The following is a 23,438-nucleotide window of genomic DNA, read 5'->3' on the forward strand; positions in this document are numbered from 1 at the left end:
GAGCATCGGTTGGTTCGAACTCAAAATATACCCAACCCAAGAGGGTTTGATTATTTTGTCTAACGAGATTACCGATAGGGTGAAATCTCAGGAAGAAAATTTACTACATATAAAAAAAATAGAACTACTCCGTAAAATTGATCTTGCCATACTTAGTGGCTCTGACCTAATTTCAACCATGAATATGATTTCAAATGAAACCATTAAAGCACTTGATATTGAAGCCGTTTCTATTCTCTTGTTAACCCCCCAGAAAGATAGACTTCTGTTCTTTACAGGATCGGGTGCCATAGAAAGTGAATTAGAAATGAAGACAATTGTTTTAAGTCCCAGTTTAGAAGCACTATTTCTCAAACACAGTTCTGATATCATTAAGGTAGATGAAGCCTTTTTAGAAACCTATCCGGAATTTAAAAATCGCTATCCACATGGAGATGACTATTATTATTTTATTTTACCTTTAATTACAAAGAAAAAGATTGTAGGCATGATGGAGGTTTGTCAAAGGGGCGATTTAAATGAAGATGAAAGAAGTGAGGAATATTTGGAAGCGCTTGCTGGTCAAGCGGCAATGGCAATTGAAAACCATATTTTATTTAATGATATCATCCATAAGAACAATGAACTATTAAATGCATATGCCACCACAATCGAAAGCTTTTCCAGAGCGCTTGATATCAGAGATGCAGATACAGAAGGGCACACGCTTCGTGTAACGAGATTAGCACTCAGATTTGCAAGGCAATTAGGAATTGAAGGAGAAGCCTTGACCAATTTTCGATATGGCTGCCTCCTACATGACATTGGTAAAATAGGCATTCCGGACGCCATCTTGAGAAAGCCAGGTCCCCTAGATACCATTGAGTTTGAAATCATGAAAAAACATACTGAATATAGCATGAAAATTATAGAACCTATCTCTTACCTTAAAAATGCCATGACCATACCCTATGGTCATCATGAAAAGTGGGATGGGACTGGCTACCCCAATCAATTAAAGGGAACAGAAATTCCTTTTGAAGCTCGAATTTTTGCCATAGTTGATGTGTTTGATGCATTGACATCGGATAGGCCTTATCGAAAGGCTTGGAAGCTAGAGTCTGTGCTGATTTATATGAAGTCACAATCAAAGATTCACTTTGATCCAGAACTCCTTGATCTCTTTTTAAATCATATTGAAAGTTGGATTAATGAACAGGATTAATAAAGCAAGTGGTCATGAACAATATTGTACATGGCCACTTTTTGTATTAGTCACATCCCAATTTAATAGGTGCTATAGAATTTTATGAAAAATATGGTCATCAACATACAAACCTGTTTCTAAATTTCTATGATGCATTTTGACAATACCGGATTGGTCAAAACTTAATTTTTTAACAGCATTTAGAGAAGCAATATTATCACTATATACATAGATACGCGCAATTAATACACCTCTCTGTTTCATTTTTTCCAGACCATATTCTGTTAGAGCCTTGGCTAAGTGTTTTCCTCTTACCAATGGATGTATGGCAGCTGTTAAGAAGACTGCATGTTCCTTTTCTGGGCAAGCATCACGACGGCCTTTTAATATGCCCAAAAGCTGATCCTTCTCATAGGCAAGAAAAACCATTTCAGTTTCGCTATTGACCCAACTCTGAACCTCGTCAGCACCAGAAATTTCGGTGAAAGAGACTTCTGCGGATTCAGCAATAAGTAACGCTATAAATGACCATACGTTTGCTACGTCAGCTGATTCTAATGTTTTAAACTTTATCATGTGATGACACCCTCCTATATGAAAATAGTAACATACAAAATTTATTTGTTAAATAGCTCCAAGAAATGATTTTTTAAGTGATTTTGACTGGTAAAAGTTTGTAAATAATATCTAAGAAGTCATGTTGAAATGATAGTTCTAGGCTCTAATCTGTGTTAATATATTTAGGTGAGGAGGTGCAATATGATTAAAATTAAAAATTGGGTGAACCCGGAGAGTATAGATGAAGCATATGAAATTCTTAATCAAAGAATAAACAATAGAGTTTTAGGTGGTGGTGCTTTTTTGAGATTGGCACATGATCTGACAATAGATACAGCAGTGAATTTATCAAATCTAGGTTTAGACCTTATCGAAGAAAATGAAGAAGGTTTTGAAATTGGGGCTATGACCACACTCAGACAGTTAGAAGTCCATGAAGGACTGAACAATTATTTTTCGAACATCTTCAGGACGGCACTTGAAAACATCGTAGGTGTACAGCTTAGGAATATCGCTACTATAGGGGGAACTGTTTTCGCAAAATACGGTTTTTCAGATCTGATTACAGCTTTAATGGTTCTTAATACAAGATTGGAATTTTATAAATATGGAGAGATTGGGCTTGATGAATATCTTAAAATGCCTAGAGCCCATAAACGTGATGCCAAGGATATTTTGATTAAGGTCAAAATCAAGAAAGAAGATATTAAGTGTAGTTTCAAGATGGTTCGTAATTCCACGAGTGATTTTGCGATGGTCAATGTTGGTGTGAGCAAGGTAGATGGTCTTTATAAAATTGCAGTAGGTGCTAGACCTGGTGTAGCCTGTTATGCAGAAGAGGCAATGAAACTAATTAATGCGTCAGCTCATCTCTTAAATGAGGCATCTGATCAGGAAATGACGGAGGTCTTAAAAACGCTTCCAAAGAATCTTGTTTTTGGATCGAATCGATTTGGCGATAAGGCCTATAGAGTTGCCATGAGTCAATTACTCGTAAAAAGAGCACTTTTGGAGGTGAATGATGAAAATTAAAATAAATCTCAACCACAAAGAAAGAGAAATTGAAATCAGTCCAGATGATTACCTTTCAGAAGTATTGAGAAATAACGGCTGTAAAAGTGTTAAAAGAGGGTGCGATAAAAGTACTTGTGGCGCCTGTACGGTCTTAGTGGAGGATAAACCCGTCTTGTCCTGTACTTATTTGGCAGCAAGAGCCCATGGTAAGCGCATTACGACCTTAGAAGGTGAACAAGAAGAAGCCGTTAAATTAGGTCAGCTTATTGTCGCAGTGGGTGGTGATCAGTGTGGGTATTGTACACCATCACTTGCGCTTACGACGATTGCCATGAAACGCGAACTTAAAAATCCTACTGAAGCTGAAATTGTACATTATATTACAGGAAATCTATGCCGTTGCACGGGCTATGTGGCTCAACTAAAGGGCATTAAAAAATATATGGGGGTGGAATAATGAAAATTGTAAATTCTGCCGCACCGAAAAAAGATGGTATGAAGCTTGTGACAGGTGCACCGGTCTATACAGATGATTTGGCACCTAAGGAATCCCTAGTAATTAAGCTCTTAAGAAGTCCCCATCATTTTGCCAAAATTAAGAGCATTGACACTTCAAAAGCGGAACAAGTTCCAGGTGTGGCTTGTGTTTTAACCTATAAAGACGTGCCTAATAAACGCTTTACGAGAGCAGGTCAAACTTATCCGGAACCATCACCACAAGATTGGAAAATGCTAGATGAAATTCTTCGTTACAAAGGGGATGAGGTTGCCATTGTGGCTGCTGATACTGAGGCAATAGCAATTAAGGCCATGAAGCTTATTCGCGTTGAGTATGAAATTCTCGAACCTGTGCTGGACTATAGGACTGCCATGGAAAACCCAAGTATCGTTCATCCAGAAGCTGATGCTTTTACCCATTTTGAGTTTGGTTTTGTACCTGAAAAAAACATAGCATCCTCATATTATGTAGAGGTTGGTGATTATGTCAAAGGGTTTGAAGAAAGTGATGTTGTCCTCACGCGAACTTATGAAACACAAGCAACACATCCAGCAATGATGGAACCTGTTTGTACCTACACTTATTTGGATCATATGGGGCGATTGGTTGTGGTCTCCTCGACTCAAATTCCTTTTCACGTGAGAAGAATGGTAGCCAATGCAATGGATTTGTCAATCAATCAGGTGAGAGTTATAAAACCTAGAATCGGTGGTGGCTTTGGTTGCAAGCAATCCTCAGCTTCAGAATTTTATCCAGCGCTCGTCACACTTAAAACAGGAAAACCAGCCAAAATCGTCTATACGAGGAAGGAAGTTTTTCTAGGCACGACGAGAAGGCATCCCTTCCACTTTGAAGTTAAAATAGGTGCCACTAAAGATGGTATTGTAAAGGCCTTTGATGTGAAAGCCATTTCCGATACAGGTGCTTATGGTGAACATGCAGGTACAGTTATGAGTGCATGTGCTGAAAAGATTATGGCCTTTTATAAAACGGTAGGCTACCGATTTGACGGCAAAGCCGTATACACCAATCATGTTTCATCTGGCGCCTTTAGAGGCTATGGGAAAACCCAAGGTGGCTTTGCCATAGAATCCATTATGAATGAACTTGCCTGCGAACTTCAAATGGACCCAACGATTCTTAGAGAGAAAAATATCATTCACCCTGGTGACCACTTGCGACTTGGCGTTGACCACGTTTACCATGAAGATGTCACAAGACAGGATACCTGTGAACTGGAGTATTGCCTTAAAAGAGGTAGAGACATGATAGGTTGGGCTGAAAAGTATCCGTCGGTTAAGGTCTCGGAGACTAGAGTTCGTGGTGTGGGCATGGCACTTGCAACTCAAGGTTCAGGTGTATTAAATATTGATTCTGGAGGGGCCACTTTAAAGCTCAATTGTGATGGCTTCTTTACCCTCTTAATCAGTGCAACGGATATGGGAACAGGCTGTGATACCATATTATCTCAAATGGCTGCTGAAGTTTTGCAGGTGCCACTTGATCGAATTGTCGTTTACTCGGCCGATACCGATGTGACACCATATGATGATGGTTCCTACGCATCTAGTTCAACTTATGTCACAGGAACTGCCGTTAGAAAATCAGCAGAAAAAATGCTAGAAGTCCTCAAGTTAGAGGTCGCTGAAATACTGTCTACTGATCCTGATAAGGTTGAGTATCAAAAGGGTGTATTCAGAGGGGGAAGTGATGAAATAACCCTTGAGGCTTTGGGCTACAAACTCAATCACAAACAAATCATGGTGACAGAAAGTCATGTATGTGCTAAAGAAGCTCCACCCTACAAGGCTGGATATGTTGAAGTCGAAGTCGATTTAGAAACTGGTAAAATTGAAATTGTTGATTTCGTAGGCGTTATTGACTGCGGCACACCAATTAATACAAACCTTGCGACTGTTCAGGCACAAGGTGGTATGTTACAGGGGATTGGAATGGCACTTTATGAACAAGCGGATCACGCATCAAACGGTGATGAAAAAAATGCAAGTTTCCTAACCTATAAATTACCATCCCGTAAAGATGCTATAACGACAAGGGTAGAATTTGCACCAAGCTATGAACCTTCAGGGCCATTTGGGGCAAAGTCTATAGGCGAGATCGTTATCAACACGGCATCACCTGCGATTATGGATGCTGTTTTCAATGCAACAGGCATTCGTATAAGAGAGTTGCCAATAACACCTGCCAAGCTCTTTGCCCTTATGAATCGAGAAAAATAATCAAAAGTGTACGCACACAGCGGATGCCTATGATTATTTCACAGAGTGAAATTTGAAATAAGACCTCTTTTGGTTTAAAAATTTAGTTTTGGGATTGACATCGCATTATGCAAGTTGTATTCTTTATTAAAACTATTGAAATTTAGCCATTGTAGATATGTAATTGTATTCGTATTTGCACGTATGACACGCGATAACGGTCCAAATAATAAGCACTCTTATCTATTTTTAGATGAGGGTGCTTTATCATAATCCGGCCTATTGATGGTTAATAAGGAGGTCAACATGGCATTTAAATTAGTCAACAAAGTATTATCACCAGAAGAAATCAGATCCTTAATCCCAGTGCCAAATCATTTGGTTCAAATAAAAGCAAAGAGAGATTTGGAAATTAAATCGATTTTTACAGGAGAGGATAAACGTTTTATTTTGATTATTGGACCTTGTTCTGCCCATGATCAGGATGCCGTTTTGTCATATGTCACTAAGCTTGCAGGGGTTCAGGAAAAAGTAAAAGAAAAAATATTAATCATCCCTAGAGTTTATACCAATAAACCGAGAACAACCGGTGAGGGCTATAAGGGCATGATGCATCAACCTGACCCAAATGAAACCCCAAATGTAACCGCTGGCATTAAAGCTATTAGAGATATGCAACTAAAGGTATTAGAAAATACACACATGACATCGGCAGATGAAATGTTATATCCAAGTAATTTGGGTTATGTGGAGGACTTATTGAGCTATATCGCCATTGGTGCCAGATCGGTGGAAAACCAGCAGCATCGATTGACAACAAGTGGGGTCGATGCAGCAGTGGGCCTTAAAAATCCAACAAGCGGTGACATAGGTGTAATGCTAAATTCTATAAAGGCGGCACAAATTCCACATGAGTTTATTCATGAAAATCATGAGGTGCAAACCTCTGGCAATCCATTGGCACATGCGATTTTAAGGGGTGCTGTAAACCAGTATGGTCGAAACATTCCCAACTATCATTATGAGGATTTACGTTATGTGGCAAAAAAATATGAGGAAAGAGGTCTTGAAAATCCCGCTGTTATTGTGGATTGTAGCCATGCGAACTCAATGAAACAGTATAGGGAACAACCAAGAATTGCACATGAGGTCATTAGAAATATGAAGTATTCTAAGAGTATTGGGAATCTTATCAAGGGACTCATGATTGAGAGCTATCTCATTGAGGGGACTCAACCTGTTACTGGTATGAACTTTGGTCAATCTATTACTGATGGTTGTCTGGGATGGGATGAATCGGAACGTTTGATCCTAGAAATTGCAGACCAACTCTAAATCCAAAGATTGACGCCTTTTATAATCATAAGATAAAATAAGCTAAGTGATCATAAAATCGCTTAGCTATTTTTAATTTGGTTTATAAACGCGTTCTCTTTTTTGACATATATTTTTCGGGCTCTCGCTCAAAGCCAAATTGAGTGTAAAGCTCGTGGGCATCAGCAGTAGCAAGGATACCTCTGAGACCTAGGATTGCCTCATGGTTTGTAATCTTTGAAACCAACAACTTTCCAAGTCCCTGACCTCTGTATTTTTCATCAATGATGATGTCGCAAAGCCAATACATAGTGGCATAATCTGTAACGGCTCTTCCAAAACCAATGAGCTTTTCAGACTCAAAGACACCAAAGCATAGTGAATTTTGAATTGAATGCTCAATGGTGTCTAAAGTTCGATCCTTAGCCCAATAGGATTGTTCCAAGAGCGCTTTTATTGCTTGTGGATCACAGTTATTAACTTCCTTGATGGTAAAATTAGTCTTCATATAAAGAACCTCCTTGAAAGATAAAAATCGCCATGAGACATATTTGGAAAGCAAGCACTTAGCACTCACTTAAAATAGGCTATGGCTTATTTAAAACTATATATCAAGACATTTTGATGTTCAATCTATTGAAAAAACATCTGTACTATGACAAGAGCTGTAGAGGTTTAGCAATGACTTACAAAAATTCTAATGAAATAAAAAACTATATCGAAACTTTGATAAGAGATCAAAACTATAAGATTGGTGATAAACTGCCAAGTTGCAGAGCACTTGCAATGACATTAAATGTGAATAAGCTGACGGTTCAAAAAGCTTATCAGAAGTTGGAAAGAACACATAAGGTTTATGCTGTTAAAAGGGGTGGTTATTATGTAGCGCATTCATCACCCGAAAAGCTTGTTGATGAAGAGATTGTCGATTTTAATCGCGTGATTCCTGAGCGTCAAATGATTCCCTACGCTTTATTCTTAAGCGCCACTGAGAATGCAATGCAGCAGTATAAAAATGCCATTTTTAATATGGATCAATTGCTTGGTTTAGATGCGTTGAGAGTTCAACTCAGCATGCTTTATTCCACTGAGGGCCTCAATATCACCAAGGACCAAATTATGATTACCAATGGCATTCAGCAGGGGATTCATCTGATTTTACAACACTTGTTTTTACATTCGTCGAAAACTTTATTAGTGGAGTCGCCAACTTATAGCCTAGCACTTGAGTTGGCGCAAGTGATGCAAATCAAGATCAAGACCATCGAAAGAAGACCTGACGGTTATGATATGAAAGTTCTGGAGGACTTGTTTAAGGAAGGTGACATTAAAGCCTTTTATTTGATACCAAGACATCATAATCCAACTGGGTATAGCTTGGATGAAAAAAGTAAAAGGGCAGTGGTGAAGCTTGCTGACCAATACGGTGTCATATTAATTGAAGACGATTTTCTTGCAGACTTATCACCTAAAAACAGACAAATGCCCCTCCATTATTACAACCTCAAAAAGAACCAATTTTACCTAAGAAGCTTTTCAAAAACTTTTATACCTGGCATTAGAATTGGGGCTATGATTTTTCCGGATGACTTTAGCGAAGATCTCAAGCATTTAAAGCATCTCAACGACCTAAACACTTCTAAATTAAATCAAGCTGCACTTGAAGTTTTTATTGCATCTGGTATGTATGAAAAACACATTCAGAGTATTCGTAAGCATTATGCAAAAAAAATGAAACTGGCAAAAAGCCTTTTGAAACCATCTCCCAAAATTAATTGGCATATACCAGAAGGTGGCATTTTCATATGGGGTGAATTCGATGAAAAAATCCCTCTTGATGCGATAATTGAACAATTGAGAAACGAAGGCATTTATATTAAAAGTGGTGTTGCCTTCGGATCTCTCAAACCAAGTGTCAGGATTAGCATTATAGGTGTACCTAGTGAACGCCTAGCAGCTTTAGAAAGGGTACAAGCACTTTTTAACCAGGAAGCCTATAAAGTCTACGAATAAGATTTATGGTAAAAAGCATAATTTATCATCAGGAATTTCAACAAAGAGTACATCACCAATCTGTACTCTTTTTTCATGTGTAACATCCATCTGAATGTGATAATCTTCAGGTCCAATGGGTGGTTTGTTAAATTTAATGTAGAGCGTAAGTAGGGTTGGTGTCTTTACAATATCTGCAACCCATACCTGAAAACAATTTTTTAAATGGGCATTGTCACTCAAGATGAGGTGGTGATTTCGTATGCAAACCTGTGAACAATCTGAAATTTCGCCTGACCTGTTTTGGGCAGTTTTAAGTTTAATCTCCCATTGATCACAAAACACCTGATTTGGTGACTCAACCTTGAAAGTCGAGAAATTTTTGCAACCTGTTATTTTTGCAGATTCAAGTGTCTTGGGTTTGCTAAAAAGTACCTTTTTATGACCAATATCATCGATTTTCCCCTCTTTAATGATGGCAATATCATCACATAGATAATAGGCCTCTTCCATTTGATGCGTCACATAAAAGGTTTTTACCTTGAATAGTGATAGGTATTGGGCCATCTCCTTGAGCATTTCCTTTCTAAGGTGGTCATCGAGTGCTGAAAAAGGTTCATCAAGAAGTAGTAGATCAGGATTGGTCGCCAAGGCACGGGCTATGGCAACACGTTGCTGTTGGCCGCCTGAAATTTGACTAGGGTATTTCTTTTCAAGTCCCACAAGATGAAGTTTAGAGATGAGGGTCGCCAAGTCTGTTGACTTATGGGGCATATAATTGGTTTTATCTATGCCAAAAGCAATATTTTCTGCCACTGTTAAATGCGGGAATAATGCATAGTTTTGAAAGACATATCCGATCTTGCGCTCTTGCGGTTTAACATTGATATGCTGGTCACTATGGTAAAATAAACGGTCATTTATGCTGATATATCCTTTGTCAGGTTTGACAAGGCCGGCGATACATTTTAATGTCATGCTTTTACCTGAACCAGAAGCACCTAGTATTCCCAAGATTGATGCATTAGTATTTATGGACAAATCAAGGGTATAATCTGAAAGTCTTTTTTGAATTTGAATTTGAATGGACAAGGGATTACCTCCTGATTCCTAATTTTTTATGTGCTCTTGACTGGTTCCAATAATTCATAGAGACCAAAGTGACCAATGAAATCGAAAATATAATCATGACCCAAATGAAGGCAAGGTGTAAATTGCCGCTTTGCGTTGCAAAATAGATGGCAATGGGAATGGTTTGTGTTTTTCCAGGGATACTGCCTGCAACCATGAGTGTTGCCCCGAATTCGCCGAGTGAACGAGAAAAAGAAAGTGCTGTGGCAGCTGCAATACCAGGCCAAGCCAAGGGCACTGATATTTTGGTGAAAATTCGCCATTCAGAACTACCAAGAGTACGTGCCGCATCAGTAATGTTGGGATCAAGCTGTTCAAATGCAGAAAGTGTCGTTTTATACATTAAGGGCAATGAGACCACAACTGACGCAATTACTGCTGCGTACCAAGAAAAGATGATTTTGATATCAAAAATTGAAAGAAAAAGCCCTAAGGGGCCGTTTTTACCAATTAAGAGTAGTATGATAAAGCCTGCAACCGTTGGTGGCAAAACCAATGGCAAGGTTATGATGCCGTCTATGAGTGCTTTGAATCGGCCATTATATTGCCACATGCGCCATGCAAATAAAAGTCCCAGCAGGAAGGTTATGAGGGTTGAAACAAAGGTGACCTTTAATGAAATCAATGCAGGTGTAATATCAAAGTTCATTTTATATCCTCCAGTTCTGATATTTAGTATGCAGGTGTAAAACCGTATTTTTCAAATATGGAAGTTGCTTTTTCTTGGGTGAGGAACTTTAGAAAAGCCATGGTCTGATCATAGTGTTTTGAATCTTTGAGGATTACGGCAGGGTATAAAATCAGGGTATGTGAATTTTCAGGGGCACTTGCAAGGATGCGGATTTCATTTGAGTTAATGGCATCTGTCGAATAGACAATCCCAAGATCAATGTTATTGGTTTCAACCCAAGACAAGACCTCTTTAACATCCTTTGCAAAAACAGCGCGTTCATATACCTTATCTGAAATATTGTAATGGTTTAAAATTTCTTCAGCATATTGACCTGCAGGGACACTACCAGGCTCTCCGATGCCAATTTTATCGTAAGTAGCTTCTCCCAAATCACCAAAGTCAATCTTGTCTAGAGTTGAGTTCACATTTGTCACCAACACGATTTCATTTTTTAAAAGAGGTGTAAAGGAGGCCGCATCCGCTAAATTTTTTTCGATAAGGTTGCTGGTATATCTAGGCGATGCAGATAAAAAGAGATCCACATCGGCACCTTGCTCAATTTGTTGTGCCAAGCTACCAGAACCTGCGAAATTTAGCATTAGATCAATGTTAGGATTATCCGCTTCATAGACCCCTTTAATTTCGGTTAAGACTTCATTTAGACTTGCGGCTGCAGATATGGTTAATTCTATACTCGAGTCATCTGATTTGTCATTGCGGCAACTTGTCAAGAGCAAAGACGATGAGAACAAAAGCAAAATCAACAAGCTTGGTAACATGATAAACTTTGGCGCTTTATGGAAATAGCTTTGTATAGGGCTTATGCTTAAAATTCCTTTGATTGTTCTTTTCAACGATGACCTCCAGTGGTGGCTGTTTTTTTAACACTCAGTATGATTTGATAAAACTTTTAAATTCAATCGCTTCGTTGGTTCTAATTATAAAGTTTTGTTGTCTTAAAATCAATATTAGCAGGCATATGTTTCATAAGCGATGGCTAGAATGCAATCAAACGAAATACAAAGGGCCAAGTGTCATCTGAAATATTACTGTTAGAATAACTTGAACTGAGGTATATATAATAAAAGAACATTAAAGGAGGCGCACGATGAAACTGAGTAAAGATGCGTATGAAAAGGAATTAGCCAGACTTCAAATTGAGTTAGTCAAACTACAAGAATGGATTGTGCATAAAGGATTAAAGGTCGTTGTTATATTTGAAGGCAGAGATGCAGCTGGTAAAGGTGGCGCTATTAAAAGGATTACAGAGAGTTTAAATCCTAGAACTTGTCGCGTTGTTGCATTACCAAAGCCTACCGAAAAAGAAAGAACTCAATGGTATTTCCAACGCTATATTGCACATTTACCAAGCGCTGGTGAGATGGTTCTTTTCGATCGAAGCTGGTACAACCGAGCAGGCGTAGAGCGTGTTATGGGTTTTTGCTCTGATGATGACTATTGGGAGTTCTTAAAATCCGTATCTGAATTTGAAAATCAGTTGATCAGGTCGGGGATAATTCTCATTAAATATTGGTTTTCTGTCAGTGATGATGAGCAAGAGGCGCGTTTTCAAGCCCGAATAAATGACCCTACAAAGCAGTGGAAGCTCAGTGATATGGACTTGGAAGCCAGATCAAAGTGGGTTGAGTACTCAAAAGCCAAAGATGTTATGTTTCAATATACGGATACTGAATCTTCACCATGGTATGTCATTGATTCTGATATAAAAAGAAATGCAAGAATTAACTGTATCTCTCATCTTCTGTCACTTATCCCTTATAAGGAAATTGATCACAAGAAACTTGAACTCCCTAAGCGACAAGAAAACACAGGTTATATTAGACCACCTATTGATTCTCAAACTTATATTCCTGACATTGCAAGTGAAATTGCCATGAGAAACCAAAAGGGTGTAAAGGATGGTTTAGCGAAGGATAAGGCTAAAGGCCGTGGTTCTAGGAAAAAAAATCGAAAACGAAAAAAATAAACATTGATGCAATGTAATCTCTAACGGGGTGGTTGGCTTGAAAAAATATTTAGAAGTTGTATTACCAGGGCTCTTTGTTACCGGTATTTTGCTGGTGCTTTCTTTGATGCTGATCAATTCTTCGGTTCAAGAGTCAAAAGCACATGAGCAAATTAATATTATTAACGAACTCAATATATTGAAATCCCAATTACAGAATGAACTTAATTCAAGGTTTTATTTAAACAAGGGATTAGAGGCATATATTCGTAATGCAAAAAATATTGATCATATAAGCTTTCAAAACTTTGCCAATAGCTTGATATCAGATGATCCCGTTATTAAAAATATTACTTTGTTAAAAGGGACAAGGGTAATTGATGTTTATCCGATAGAGGGAAATGAAAGCGTCATTGGAAAAGATTTAGCATCTATTGAATCTCAGAGACCTGCCATTATGGATGCCATCGAATCTAAAAGAATGGTAACAGATGGGCCTGTAAATTTAGTGCAGGGTGGTATCGGCATCATTAATAGAATCCCGATTTATTTAGAGAACGAAGGTAATTCTGAGTTCTGGGGAATGGTCAGTATCGTTATGCTGAAAGACGAACTTATCAGTAAAACTGGCTTTGGAGATCCGAGTAGTGATATCAATTGTTTAATCAATATTGTAAGGCGAGGTAGTGATCAAGGGCAATATTTTTGGGGTGATGTGAGTGTACTTGAAAAAAATCCTGTGACATATGAACTTGATGTTGATGGAAACACATGGCAAATATATGCAGTTCCAATTGATGGTTGGCATGATTATAAAAATTACATTTGGACATGGGGGAGTATTGCGGTCTTATTAACCCTACTATTTGGCGTTTTTGTATCACTGTTTATGTATCAGAGAATTGAGCTTAAGAAGATTATTCATATTGATCCCCTTACTCAAATTGAAAACAGAAGATTCTTTTATGATAGACTTGATGAGACCATGAAAATTTCTAAAAATCAATCGAAAAAGTTTTCAATTCTATTTGTAGACATTAACCGCTTTAAAGAAATCAACGATGATTACGGTCATGTTATTGGGGATATGGTGCTCAAGGAATCTGCTGATCGCATGAAAAAGGTCATTAAGAAAAATTGGACTTTGGCGAGGTTTGGCGGAGACGAGTTTATCATCCTTATGCCAGGCATAAAAAATCAACATGAGGTTTACGAATTTACCGAGTTGATTAAGGAACAGTTCTTAAAGACCCTGTTTGTTTTTGGAGATCAAACACTGAGCGTTACAATTAGTGTAGGACATGCCATATATCCTGACGACAGTAGTGATATTGAGTCTCTTATTTCCAAAGCTGACTTTTCAATGTATAATGATAAGAAATCAGAAAAAGGAACAGAGGCATGACAAAGACAAGTGCAAAGTGTTATTATTTAGGAAATTTGTACCCCGTTGAAATTGAGCTGGATGATAAGGTGGAAAAGAACAAGCTTGAGTTTGATGGTCAGCGGTTTATCATTAAAAAATCATCAAAGTCAGAAATGAATCTTGAGGCCTTGCTCAAGCAGTTTTACACAAGGGCATTGAATAAATTGTTGGATAAACGCATCAAACATTTTCAAAATATCATGAAGGTTAAAAGCAAAGGCTATTCAATTGAAACCCATGCTCAAAGATGGGGGAGCTGTAGCAGTACCAAACAATTGACATTTCATTGGCAATTGGCAATGTTTCCTGAAGAGGCGATAGATTATGTCATTGTACATGAACTATGTCACATTGTTCATCTCAACCATGATCGTTCATTTTGGAGACTGGTTGGCAAATATTGTCCAAACTATAAGGAAATTATGCCAATGTTGGGAACGGAAAAGACGAGAACCTAATCAAAATCAAATGAAAAATACTTCAAAATGAAGTGTTTTTTTTTGGTCAACACAAGCAAAACAAGCCTTGTACACAGTATACATACAAATAAAAAATTTATACGCGTACAAATTTATTTATATGTCCGCGAATGGGATGGATAGAGCCAACATTATTGACAATGTAAGACAATAATAATAAAATAAGTGAAACAATGTTACAAAATATTAACATTGTTTTTAACAATTTGAAACACAAAATCAAGAAGGGGGATTTAAAAAATGAAGAGATTTATATCAATATTTTTATTGATCACAATGCTTGCTTTAGTGATCACAGGATGTTCTAGTGGTGGCGATACTGCGGCACCAGCACCTGCTGCAGAAGCGACAGCACCAGCTGAGACAGCATCTGAAGATGTTATTAAAATTGGTGTGTTTGAGCCTATGACTGGTGCGAATGCTGCCGGTGGCGCTATGGAAGTTGAGGGGATGCAACTTGCTAACAAATTATATCCTGAAGTTTTAGGCAGAAAAGTTGAGTTGGTTATTGTTGACAATAAATCTGATAAGGTTGAAGCTGCTAATGCGGCAACCAGATTAGTAGATAAAGAAAAAGTTGTAGCAATTATCGGTTCTTGGGGATCATCTTTCTCAATGGCTGCTGGTCCAATTGTAGCGGATGCACAAGTGCCTGCAGTTGGTGCTTCTTGTACAAACCCACTTGTAACAATTGGAAACGATTATTACTTTAGAGTTTGTTTCATTGATTCATTCCAAGGTGTCGTTATGGCAAACTATGCTTACAACGAGCTTGGCGCTAAAAAAGTAGCGATTATTCAGGAAATTTCAAATGACTACTCAGTAGGCTTAGCTAAGTTCTTTACTGATTCTTTTAAAGAATTAACTGGCGATGAAAATGCAATCGTTGAAGTAGCAAACTACAATACTGGTGACCAAGATTTTACAGCACAATTACAAAACGTAGCCGCTAAAAATCCTGATGTTATTTTTGCACCAGGTAACTATTCTGAATCAGCACTACTTATTAAACAAGCTAAAGAGCAAGGGATTGATATTCAGTTCTTAGGCGGCGATACTTGGGAAGCACCTGAATTTTTAGATATCGGTGGCGAAGCAGTTAATGGCGCTACTTTCTCAACATTCTTTGCATCTGAAGTACCAATCACTGAAACATCAGCAACTTTCCTTGATGCTTATAGAGCAGAATACAATAAAGAGCCTGCAGCTGTAACTGCCTTAGGTTTTGATGCATATCTTGTAATCTTAGATGCAATCGAAAGAGCTGGATCAGCTGACCCTGTTGCAATCAGAGATGCACTTGCTACAACAACTGATTACCCTGGCGCGGCTGGTATGATCAGCTTGGACGCTAATGGTGATGCTGTTAAGAGTGCAATCCTAAAAACTGTAGAAGACGGTAAATTCGTTTACAAAGCAATCGTAGATCCAAAGAAATAATTTTAAAGGTAATTTAAATAAAAACAGGATTAAATTGATGTGCAAGATTTACTTGCACATCAATTGCTGTTTTCATTCACAATAATTTAAACCTTAGTATTGGGGGAAACTTCTCATGAGTATCAGTGTATTTTTACAGCATTTAGCAAATGGCATTTCATTAGGGAGCTTGTATGCACTATTGGCCATTGGTTATACTATGGTTTATGGTATTCTTAGACTCATTAATTTCGCGCACGGCGAAATTTTTATGTTCGGAGCCTATATGGCATTTTATTTGATGACAACAACTTTTATGTCGATACCATGGTTTTTAGCCATTATTATCGCAATTGCGATAACGGTAGGTTTTGGTATTTTGGTTGAAAAATTTGCTTATGCACCCTTAAGAAATCAACCTAGAATTTCAGTTATGATTTCAGCAATCGGGGCATCTTTTTTGATTCAAAATCTTGGAATCGTAGTATTTGGTGGACGTCCTAAGGCATTTCCAGTTCCAGAAGTCTTTAATCGCATTATTGTAATTGGTGATGTTTCCATCGTAAGTATTACCTTCTTTATTCCAGTAGTAACTGGGCTTCTTCTAGCAGGCTTACTCTTTATCGTCAACAAGACTAAAACAGGTATGGCAATGCGTGCTGTATCAAAAGATTATGAAGCTGCGAATTTAATGGGGATCAGCGTTAATAACATCATTTCCTTTACATTTGCTATAGGTTCTGCATTGGCTTGTTTTGGTGGTATCATGTGGGGATTTAAATACCCACAGCTCTTGCCTGTAATGGGGCTTATCCCAGGACTAAAGTGCTTTATTGCAGCTGTTATTGGCGGTATAGGCGATATAAAAGGTGCAGTTTTAGGAGGCTTTTTACTTGGATTAATGGAAATTTTGATTGTTGCCTTTTTCCCTGCCTTAACTGGCTATAGAGATGCATTTGCATTTGTCCTATTAATCGTCATTTTGATGGTAAAACCAACCGGTTTATTGGGACAAAATCTAACAGAGAAGGTGTAGCGATGAAAATAGATAGAAACAAATTAGCCACGATTATAGCACTTGTTGTCGTTTTTGCAATGTTATTGATCTTCAACGGCACATTTGATAATTATAAGATGAGAATTTTAAATTTAGCAGGTATCTATATTATTTTAGCACTTAGCATGAACATCATTAATGGCTTCACAGGTTTATTTTCACTTGGGCATGCGGGGTTTATGGCTCTTGGTGCTTATACCTCGGCAATTTTGACCATGACGCCTGCAATGAAACAAATGAACTTTTTTATAAAACCGATTGTACCATTGTTTGCAAATGTCCAATTGCCATTTCCGATTGCTTTACTCATTGGAGGCCTTGTTTCAGCAGTTATTGCTTGGATTATCGGTGCTCCAATCCTAAAGCTAAGAGATGATTATCTTGCCATTGCGACACTTGGTTTTAGTGAAATCATTAGGGTTGTTTTTACAAATACACAATCCCTTACCAACGGTGCTCTAGGACTTAAAGGCCTTGAGCGGTATACCAATATTTGGTGGAGCTGGGGGCTTGCCATCGTCACCATAATCTTTATGGTCTATTTGGTAAATGGAAGCTACGGAAGGGCTTTTAAGGCCATTAGAGAAGACGAAATTGCTGCAGAATCCATGGGGATCAACCTATACAAACACAAGGTCATGGCCTTTGTAATTGGTTCTTTCATGGCAGGTATCGGTGGTGGTTTATTAGCCCATCTCATAGGAACAATAGATCCTTTAATGTTTAGATTCGTTTTGACATTTAATGTTTTATTGATTGTTGTTTTGGGTGGAATAGGCAGTATCACGGGCTCAGTGGTGTCAGCTGTGGTCGTTACTTTTATGCTGGAACAAATGAGATTCCTAGATCAAGCCATAAAAATTGGCTCATTTGAAATTCCGGGGATCCCAGGTATGAGGATGGTAATCTTCGCCATTTTACTTATGGCGGTTATACTCTTCTATCCAAAGGGCTTAATGGGAAGAGATGAATTCTCTTGGGATAAGTTTTTCAGTGGTCATTATATTCGTAAATTAAAATTTAAAAAAGGTTAGGGGGAAATCATCGTGTCAATTCTTAGAACAGATGGCATTATAAAGCGATTCGGTGGTTTAACCGCTGTATCCGATTTATCAGTAACACTTGATAAGAATGAAATTGTAGGTCTTATTGGTCCAAATGGTGCCGGTAAAACCACTGCATTTAATATGATAACAGGCGTTTATCAACCGACTGAAGGCCTCATATATTTTGATGGTCAGGATATAACAGGGCTCAAGCCACATGCCATTACACATCTTGGCATTGCTAGAACCTTTCAAAATATCCGATTATTTAAAGACCTAACGACACTTGAAAACGTTTTGATTGCAAATCATTTGAGACTAAAGTCTAATGTGGTTCAATCCGTTCTTAGGACACCGTTTTATAGAAAAGAAGAAAAACATATGTATGAAAAATCCATTCATCTTCTGGAGGAAGTTGGTTTAATAGACTTAAAGGATGAGGTCTCTTCTAACTTACCATACGGTAAACAGAGAAAGCTAGAGATCGCAAGAGCCTTGGCGACTGATCCCAAAGTCTTGCTCCTAGATGAACCTGCTGCTGGTATGAATCCACAGGAATCACTTGAATTAATGGCTTTCATTCATGATATCAGGGATAAATTTGATCTTTCAATATTGATGATTGAGCATCATATGCAAGTTGTAATGGGTGTATGTGAGAAGATTTATGTTCTTGATTATGGTGCTACGATTGCCAGTGGAAACCCAGAGAAAATTCAAAATGATCCCAAGGTCATAGAAGCTTATTTAGGAGTTGATTAATATGTTGAATATCAAAGATTTAAACGTACATTACGGTGGCATTCATGCATTGAGAGGTATCAATATAGAAGTGCCGAAAGGGAAAATTGTAAGTCTTATTGGCGCTAATGGTGCGGGCAAAAGTACCACACTAAGGTCTATAGTAGGTCTTGAGAGATGTTCTGATGGTCAAATCTACTATAAGGAAGAGGAAATTACCAAGAAAAGCACTAAAAACATCGTTGAGTCAGGAGTTGTACTAGTGCCAGAGGGTAGAAGGATATTTCCCAATCTTACAGTAAAAGAAAATTTGATTTTGGGTGCTTATAGTCGTAAAGACAAGGCTCAAATTCAAGAGGACATGAAGTGGGTATTTGAACTCTTCCCGAGATTAAAGGAAAGAGAATGGCAAAAAGCTGGAACCATGTCAGGTGGTGAACAGCAAATGCTCGCCGTTGGAAGAGGCTTGATGACTAAACCTGAACTCATGATGATGGATGAGCCTTCGCTTGGTCTAGCACCCTTGATTGTTAAGGATATTTTTGAGATTATAAAGAAAATTAATAAAATGGGGGTTACCATTTTATTGATTGAGCAGAATGCTAAGGTTGCTCTTGAAATATCAGATTATGCTTATGTTCTAGAAACTGGCGTAATCGTCCTTGAAGGTCCTGGTAGGGAATTGCTTGTCAATGAGGATGTAAAAAAGGCCTATCTTGGTGCATAACACATATCCTTGATCTTGCTTTAAAAGAAATAAGACAAAAAATCTTATTTCTTTTTTTGTTTATACTGTTATAGAAAGGCGAAAACAGTTATAATAAAGTAATGAACAAAATGTAATAATTTAGGGAGGAAGTTTAGATGCAGCATGAACCGATTAAACAGCTAGAGAATCAGGAAGATTTTGAATACATAATTATGGGAGGTGCCTTCTTGGGAAGTGGTGGTGGAGGCCCTCTTGCAGCAGGACAACAAATCGTACAAAATATTTTAACCTATAAAAAACCCATCAAAATTATTCAATTGGAAGCCCTAAACACCAGTGAAACACAGTATGGCGCTGTTGTTGCTTTTATGGGATCACCTTCAGCAGGCGCAGGGGGCATAGACCTTGAAACACCTACAAATGCATTTAATGCACTTTGTAATTTTAAACCCTTGAGCTTCGGTATGTTAATTGAGCTTGGCGGTGGTAACAGTGTCGTCCCCATGTCTGTTGCTGTTCGTAATGATATTCCCATACTAGATGGGGATGGTGCTGGAAGGGCTGTGCCTAAAATTCAAAACACCACTTATGCTCAGGTTGCTTCACCTTCACCAGCAGCGCTTTCAAACGGTAGACAAGAAGGGTTACCAACAATTGACAATATTATATTACTTAAAGATTTGGCGCAAGCAGATCTTGCCGATGCCCTTGAGGCATATTGCCTTGAAATACTGGAAATGCCAACATTTGGCCAGATGGGTGGTTTGGCGACTTATTTATTGGGAACGGATCGGTTGAGTGATGCGATTATTCCGGGAACCTTAACTTATTCTTATTATATTGGCAAGACAATATGTCAGGCGTTGGAAAACCATCTTGATCCTGTGCCTAAGGTCGAACAAATGCTAAATGATTTTGGTAAGTTTTGTAGTGTTTTCGGATATGCCACCATTATGAATATAAAAACACCCTCAGGTGAAAAGACTGATTTGGACATTGGTACTGTAACACTAGAAGATAAAAGCGGTAATATCATGGTGATTCAATATGAAAATGAGAATCTCTTTGCAACCTTGAACGGTAAAATATGGGCGATGGCACCTGATTCAATCTGCTATATCGGGGAGAAAGGGGCTTTGAGCAATGTTGAAATCAAAGTAGGAGACAAAGTAACTGTAGTTGGGATATCTGCTTTTGAACAAATGAGAAAAAATAGCATTGTTAGTAGCTTTATGGCAGAATTAAAAGCTTTAAATATCTATGATGGGGAATATATAAGGTTAGAAGCATTACACAAATAGAGAAATATGCGTTTTAGCCTGTTAATAATATGAGAGTGAAGGGTGGAAGTAAGTATATGGGGGAAAAATTGCGGTTCAGAATTCTAATGACAGTATTGCCAATTACGGTTGTATTACTTGTATCGATTTCGCTATATCATTACAACGTGATGAAGCAAAATCTATTGGATCATTATGATGAGACAAGGCAAAATGTTGAAGCACATATAGTGGATATCATAAATCTTATTGATTCAGGATATAGGATGCTTGAAATAAGGTTGGAATCTGATTTGCAAGAAAAAGCTGAGTTCTTCCTCGAAGCATATGAAGAAGCTAATGGTGATTTAGATAAAGTCGATCTAAACAAACTCAAAACACAAAAGGGCATGTTCTATGATTTTATGGTAATTGATCCGGATACAGTGATTACTAAATCGACAATTAAGGAAGCCCTTCAATTCAATTTTACAAACTTTGATCCTGAACTCGGTGTTAAAATCAACGCCATTAGAAAGGGTGACGAAATTTGGTATGAGCAGGTAAGAACAAATGTAGGTACTGGAAAGCTCAGTAAGTTTGCTTATATACCAACGAGTGACCATAAATACCTTCTTGAGGTAGCTTATAGTGTTGATGGATTTGACGCTGTCACTGAGGAGCTTAAGCCCAATAGCATTATCAAGAGGATGACAGAAATTTCGCCTGCAATTATTGGCATTAATATGTATGACGCCTATGGTTATCAGATTGTCGATAGTGGGGTTAATTATGAACCGACACCTGAAAGTCTAGAAATTGTAAAGAGAGCAAAACAAGACAAGCATTATGGGGAAAAGGACCTTAATAATGTTTACAAAAAGTACCTTTACATTGACCTAAATCAACATCGTGAAAGAACGATGGCAAATACTGATCGTGTAATTGAAATTATTTATGATGAACAAATTCTTGAGAATCAGTTGACGGAATTATGGCAAACAACAATTTTGGGGATACTAATTGTACTTTTGTTTTTAACCATTAGCATCCTATATTTTAGCAAGCAATTAACAAAACCAATTGAAGCCTTAAAGGATGTGGCCCTTCAAATTGCCGAAGGAAACTATGATGTGAAAGTTGATATTGACTCAAATGATGAAGTGGGTGAGTTAGCAAAAACCTTTAACATCATGGTACAGGAAGTTAATAATAGCTTCGTTAAAATTGAGAATCAAAATGCGATTCTTGAAAATTACAACAAAAATCTCGAAAGTATGGTCAACCAAAGAACCAATGAGTTAAAAGAACGGAATGTAGAACTCGAATCAAAAAATCACGAGCTTGAAATTGCTTGGATCAAAGCAAATGAAGCAACTGAGTCCAAAAGCAGCTTCCTGGCAATGATCAGTCATGAAATCAGAACACCAATCAACGGTATTATTGGTATGGCCTATTTAATGCTGAGGACTAAATTAAATGCAAAACAAAGTGACTATACCCATAAGATTAGAAGCTCTGCAGAAAATTTGCTTGAGATTATTAATGATGTTCTCGATATTTCAAAACTTGAAGCTGGTAAGGTTAATTTGGAAAAGATTCCATTCAGTATTGAAGAAGTCTTTGAACTGATTTCCAATCAGTTGGGATATAAATGTTCAGAAAAGGGATTGGAGTTGATATTTAAGAATGACGTAAATTTGCCGGAGATCATCATAGGTGACGCCCTAAGAATTAGACAAATTCTTTTGAATTTGATCAACAATGCCATCAAATTTACTGAAAAGGGTGAAGTAATCGTCTCAACAAGAATTCTTGACCATAAGCCTAATCAATTGAAAATAGAATTTTCAATTAAAGACACCGGAATTGGCATAGATCCAGGCAAATTATCAAAATTGTTTACGCCATTCCAGCAGGCTGATGATTCCATTTCTAGAAAATATGGCGGAACAGGACTTGGACTGTCTATATGTAAGCATTTTGTAGATTTAATGTCAGGTGAGATTTGGGTTGAAAGTGAGTTAAATAAAGGGAGTGTATTTTATTTTACGGCAGTCTTTGATTTGGATCAAATGACAGGACCTGAATTGAGTTACAATGCTGAGAATCTTAAAAATCTAAATATTCTCTTGGTGGATGATTCAGATACTACACGAGATGTCTTGTGTGATATGTTAAGTGAATATTCAAGTGAAGTTCACATGGCAGCCTCTGGTGAAGATGCCCTTCAAATGATTGAGAATGGGAAAAAACGTGTTCATGAATATGATCTGATTTTAATGGATTGGAAAATGCCGGGTAAGGATGGTATTGAGACTGCTTCAGAAATTAAAAGCATGATGCACATGAGTAAGGTGCCTGCAATCTTGATGCTTACAGGCTATGATTTGGACGAGGTCAGAAAAAATGATAAGAGTGCTAATATTGATGCCTTCTTAAGCAAACCTGTTATAAAGAGTGCCTTAATTCAAACCATCTCTCAATTGATTAATTCAAATAAAGTTAAGCCTGAGGCTTTTGAGAAGAATGTCACGAAGGTCTTAGATACAGAGGAAGATGTCTATATACTCCTAGCAGAAGACAACTTGATTAATCAACAAATCGTGAGGGAATTGCTTGAACATCCACTCTTCCATGTGGATGTTGTTGGCAATGGCGTTGCTGCTATTAATGCCATCACTCAATATGAATATGATTTGGTATTGATGGATATTCAAATGCCGGATTTGGACGGTCTTGAAGCTACA

The 23,438-nt window shown here is 37.8% G+C and carries 21 protein-coding genes; 16 read left to right on the forward strand and 5 right to left on the reverse strand.

All coding sequences use genetic code 11. The features are described from left to right. Positions 1–1,204 (forward strand): HD-GYP domain-containing protein (locus AC220I_RS06005; protein ID WP_486722921.1); only part of this gene is annotated, 1,204 nt, incomplete at its 5' end. A gap of 72 nt (positions 1,205–1,276) precedes the next feature. On the opposite strand, the gene AC220I_RS06010 is transcribed toward AC220I_RS06005, so the two are convergent. Beyond that, positions 1,277–1,762: a GNAT family N-acetyltransferase gene (locus AC220I_RS06010; RefSeq protein WP_486722922.1), complete on the reverse strand. Its 486-nt coding sequence runs from the start codon at positions 1,760–1,762 to the stop codon at positions 1,277–1,279. Between the two features lie 183 nt (positions 1,763–1,945). Between AC220I_RS06010 and AC220I_RS06015 the strand changes: the two genes are divergently transcribed. The 4 genes from AC220I_RS06015 (at position 1,946) to AC220I_RS06030 (ending at position 6,811) form a co-directional block, all read left to right on the forward strand. Then, on the forward strand, positions 1,946–2,776 hold the full coding sequence (locus AC220I_RS06015) for an FAD binding domain-containing protein (protein ID WP_486722923.1): 831 nt from the start codon (positions 1,946–1,948) through the stop codon (positions 2,774–2,776). Further along, positions 2,766–3,215, forward strand: a complete 450-nt coding sequence (locus AC220I_RS06020; protein WP_486722924.1) for a (2Fe-2S)-binding protein — start codon at positions 2,766–2,768, stop codon at positions 3,213–3,215. The genes AC220I_RS06015 and AC220I_RS06020 overlap by 11 nt, the downstream gene beginning before the upstream one ends. Continuing rightward, entirely contained in the window at positions 3,215–5,497 is a 2,283-nt protein-coding gene (locus AC220I_RS06025) for a xanthine dehydrogenase family protein molybdopterin-binding subunit (RefSeq protein WP_486722925.1), read from the forward strand. Before AC220I_RS06020 ends, AC220I_RS06025 begins: the two co-directional genes overlap by 1 nt. A 285-nt stretch (positions 5,498–5,782) precedes the next feature. Next, positions 5,783–6,811 carry a 3-deoxy-7-phosphoheptulonate synthase gene (locus tag AC220I_RS06030; protein WP_486722926.1) on the forward strand — a complete coding sequence of 343 codons (1,029 nt, stop codon included), beginning with the start codon at positions 5,783–5,785 and terminating at the stop codon, positions 6,809–6,811. A gap of 82 nt (positions 6,812–6,893) precedes the next feature. Here AC220I_RS06030 and AC220I_RS06035 read toward each other — a convergent pair whose 3' ends face one another. Then, entirely contained in the window at positions 6,894–7,298 is a 405-nt protein-coding gene (locus AC220I_RS06035) for a GNAT family N-acetyltransferase (protein ID WP_486722927.1), read from the reverse strand. A gap of 173 nt (positions 7,299–7,471) precedes the next feature. Between AC220I_RS06035 and AC220I_RS06040 the strand changes: the two genes are divergently transcribed. Continuing rightward, positions 7,472–8,803, forward strand: coding sequence for an aminotransferase-like domain-containing protein (locus AC220I_RS06040; RefSeq protein WP_486722928.1), 1,332 nt, complete (start codon positions 7,472–7,474; stop codon positions 8,801–8,803). A 3-nt stretch (positions 8,804–8,806) separates the two neighbouring features. Here the strand turns inward: AC220I_RS06040 and AC220I_RS06045 are convergent, their stop codons facing one another. Genes AC220I_RS06045 through modA form a run of 3 tightly spaced genes read right to left on the reverse strand, consistent with a single transcriptional unit; the run spans position 8,807 to position 11,440 of the window. After that, on the reverse strand, positions 8,807–9,874 hold the full coding sequence (locus tag AC220I_RS06045; RefSeq protein ID WP_486722929.1) for a sulfate/molybdate ABC transporter ATP-binding protein: 1,068 nt from the start codon (positions 9,872–9,874) through the stop codon (positions 8,807–8,809). Positions 9,875–9,878: 4 nt separating this feature from the next. Then, positions 9,879–10,562, reverse strand: a complete 684-nt coding sequence (gene modB / locus AC220I_RS06050) for a molybdate ABC transporter permease subunit (protein WP_486722930.1) — start codon at positions 10,560–10,562, stop codon at positions 9,879–9,881. A 23-nt stretch (positions 10,563–10,585) separates the two neighbouring features. After that, the gene (gene modA / locus AC220I_RS06055; RefSeq protein WP_486722931.1) at positions 10,586–11,440 is read right to left on the reverse strand and encodes a molybdate ABC transporter substrate-binding protein; all 855 of its coding nucleotides are present in this window, start codon (positions 11,438–11,440) and stop codon (positions 10,586–10,588) included. Between the two features lie 254 nt (positions 11,441–11,694). Between modA and ppk2 the strand changes: the two genes are divergently transcribed. From ppk2 to AC220I_RS06105, 10 genes are all read left to right on the forward strand, one after another. Continuing rightward, a complete protein-coding gene (gene ppk2 / locus AC220I_RS06060) occupies positions 11,695–12,573 on the forward strand; it encodes a polyphosphate kinase 2 (protein WP_486722932.1) in 879 nt (292 codons plus the stop codon). A 37-nt stretch (positions 12,574–12,610) separates the two neighbouring features. Next, positions 12,611–13,957 (forward strand): diguanylate cyclase domain-containing protein, encoded by a 1,347-nt coding sequence (locus tag AC220I_RS06065; protein ID WP_486722933.1) that lies wholly within the window; start codon positions 12,611–12,613, stop codon positions 13,955–13,957. Then, positions 13,954–14,436 (forward strand): M48 family metallopeptidase, encoded by a 483-nt coding sequence (locus tag AC220I_RS06070; RefSeq protein WP_486722934.1) that lies wholly within the window; start codon positions 13,954–13,956, stop codon positions 14,434–14,436. The genes AC220I_RS06065 and AC220I_RS06070 overlap by 4 nt, the downstream gene beginning before the upstream one ends. 261 nt (positions 14,437–14,697) lie before the next feature. Then, entirely contained in the window at positions 14,698–15,897 is a 1,200-nt protein-coding gene (locus tag AC220I_RS06075) for an ABC transporter substrate-binding protein (protein ID WP_486722935.1), read from the forward strand. A 115-nt stretch (positions 15,898–16,012) separates the two neighbouring features. Then, complete coding sequence (locus AC220I_RS06080) at positions 16,013–16,912, forward strand: branched-chain amino acid ABC transporter permease (protein ID WP_486722936.1); 900 nt, start codon at positions 16,013–16,015, stop codon at positions 16,910–16,912. Positions 16,913–16,914: 2 nt separating this feature from the next. Then, positions 16,915–17,967, forward strand: coding sequence for a branched-chain amino acid ABC transporter permease (locus tag AC220I_RS06085; RefSeq protein ID WP_486722937.1), 1,053 nt, complete (start codon positions 16,915–16,917; stop codon positions 17,965–17,967). Positions 17,968–17,979: 12 nt separating this feature from the next. Beyond that, positions 17,980–18,741, forward strand: a complete 762-nt coding sequence (locus AC220I_RS06090) for an ABC transporter ATP-binding protein (RefSeq protein ID WP_486722938.1) — start codon at positions 17,980–17,982, stop codon at positions 18,739–18,741. Between the two features lies 1 nt (position 18,742). After that, a complete protein-coding gene (locus tag AC220I_RS06095) occupies positions 18,743–19,447 on the forward strand; it encodes an ABC transporter ATP-binding protein (protein ID WP_486722939.1) in 705 nt (234 codons plus the stop codon). A 137-nt stretch (positions 19,448–19,584) separates the two neighbouring features. Continuing rightward, positions 19,585–20,730 carry an S-methyl thiohydantoin desulfurase domain-containing protein gene (locus tag AC220I_RS06100; RefSeq protein WP_486722940.1) on the forward strand — a complete coding sequence of 382 codons (1,146 nt, stop codon included), beginning with the start codon at positions 19,585–19,587 and terminating at the stop codon, positions 20,728–20,730. 56 nt (positions 20,731–20,786) lie between these two features. Beyond that, positions 20,787–23,438, forward strand: a 2,652-nt coding sequence (locus AC220I_RS06105; RefSeq protein WP_486722941.1) for a response regulator, incomplete at its 3' end; no start/stop codon positions are given.

It is taken from the genome of Fusibacter sp., assembly GCF_057447755.1.

Excerpts from the sequence above, each read along its gene's own strand:
- AC220I_RS06070 (WP_486722934.1), top strand. The coding sequence starts at position 13,954 with ATGACAAAGACAAGTGCAAAGTGTTATTATTTAGGAAATTTGTACCCC.
- AC220I_RS06020 (WP_486722924.1), top strand. The coding sequence starts at position 2,766 with ATGAAAATTAAAATAAATCTCAACCACAAAGAAAGAGAAATTGAAATC.
- ppk2 (WP_486722932.1), top strand. The coding sequence starts at position 11,695 with ATGAAACTGAGTAAAGATGCGTATGAAAAGGAATTAGCCAGACTTCAA.
- AC220I_RS06040 (WP_486722928.1), top strand. The coding sequence starts at position 7,472 with ATGACTTACAAAAATTCTAATGAAATAAAAAACTATATCGAAACTTTG.
- AC220I_RS06100 (WP_486722940.1), top strand. The coding sequence starts at position 19,585 with ATGCAGCATGAACCGATTAAACAGCTAGAGAATCAGGAAGATTTTGAA.
- AC220I_RS06025 (WP_486722925.1), top strand. The coding sequence starts at position 3,215 with ATGAAAATTGTAAATTCTGCCGCACCGAAAAAAGATGGTATGAAGCTT.
- AC220I_RS06080 (WP_486722936.1), top strand. The coding sequence starts at position 16,013 with ATGAGTATCAGTGTATTTTTACAGCATTTAGCAAATGGCATTTCATTA.
- AC220I_RS06035 (WP_486722927.1), bottom strand. The coding sequence starts at position 7,298 with ATGAAGACTAATTTTACCATCAAGGAAGTTAATAACTGTGATCCACAA.
- AC220I_RS06030 (WP_486722926.1), top strand. The coding sequence starts at position 5,783 with ATGGCATTTAAATTAGTCAACAAAGTATTATCACCAGAAGAAATCAGA.
- AC220I_RS06015 (WP_486722923.1), top strand. The coding sequence starts at position 1,946 with ATGATTAAAATTAAAAATTGGGTGAACCCGGAGAGTATAGATGAAGCA.
- AC220I_RS06075 (WP_486722935.1), top strand. The coding sequence starts at position 14,698 with ATGAAGAGATTTATATCAATATTTTTATTGATCACAATGCTTGCTTTA.
- AC220I_RS06085 (WP_486722937.1), top strand. The coding sequence starts at position 16,915 with ATGAAAATAGATAGAAACAAATTAGCCACGATTATAGCACTTGTTGTC.
- modB (WP_486722930.1), bottom strand. The coding sequence starts at position 10,562 with ATGAACTTTGATATTACACCTGCATTGATTTCATTAAAGGTCACCTTT.
- AC220I_RS06010 (WP_486722922.1), bottom strand. The coding sequence starts at position 1,762 with ATGATAAAGTTTAAAACATTAGAATCAGCTGACGTAGCAAACGTATGG.
- AC220I_RS06095 (WP_486722939.1), top strand. The coding sequence starts at position 18,743 with ATGTTGAATATCAAAGATTTAAACGTACATTACGGTGGCATTCATGCA.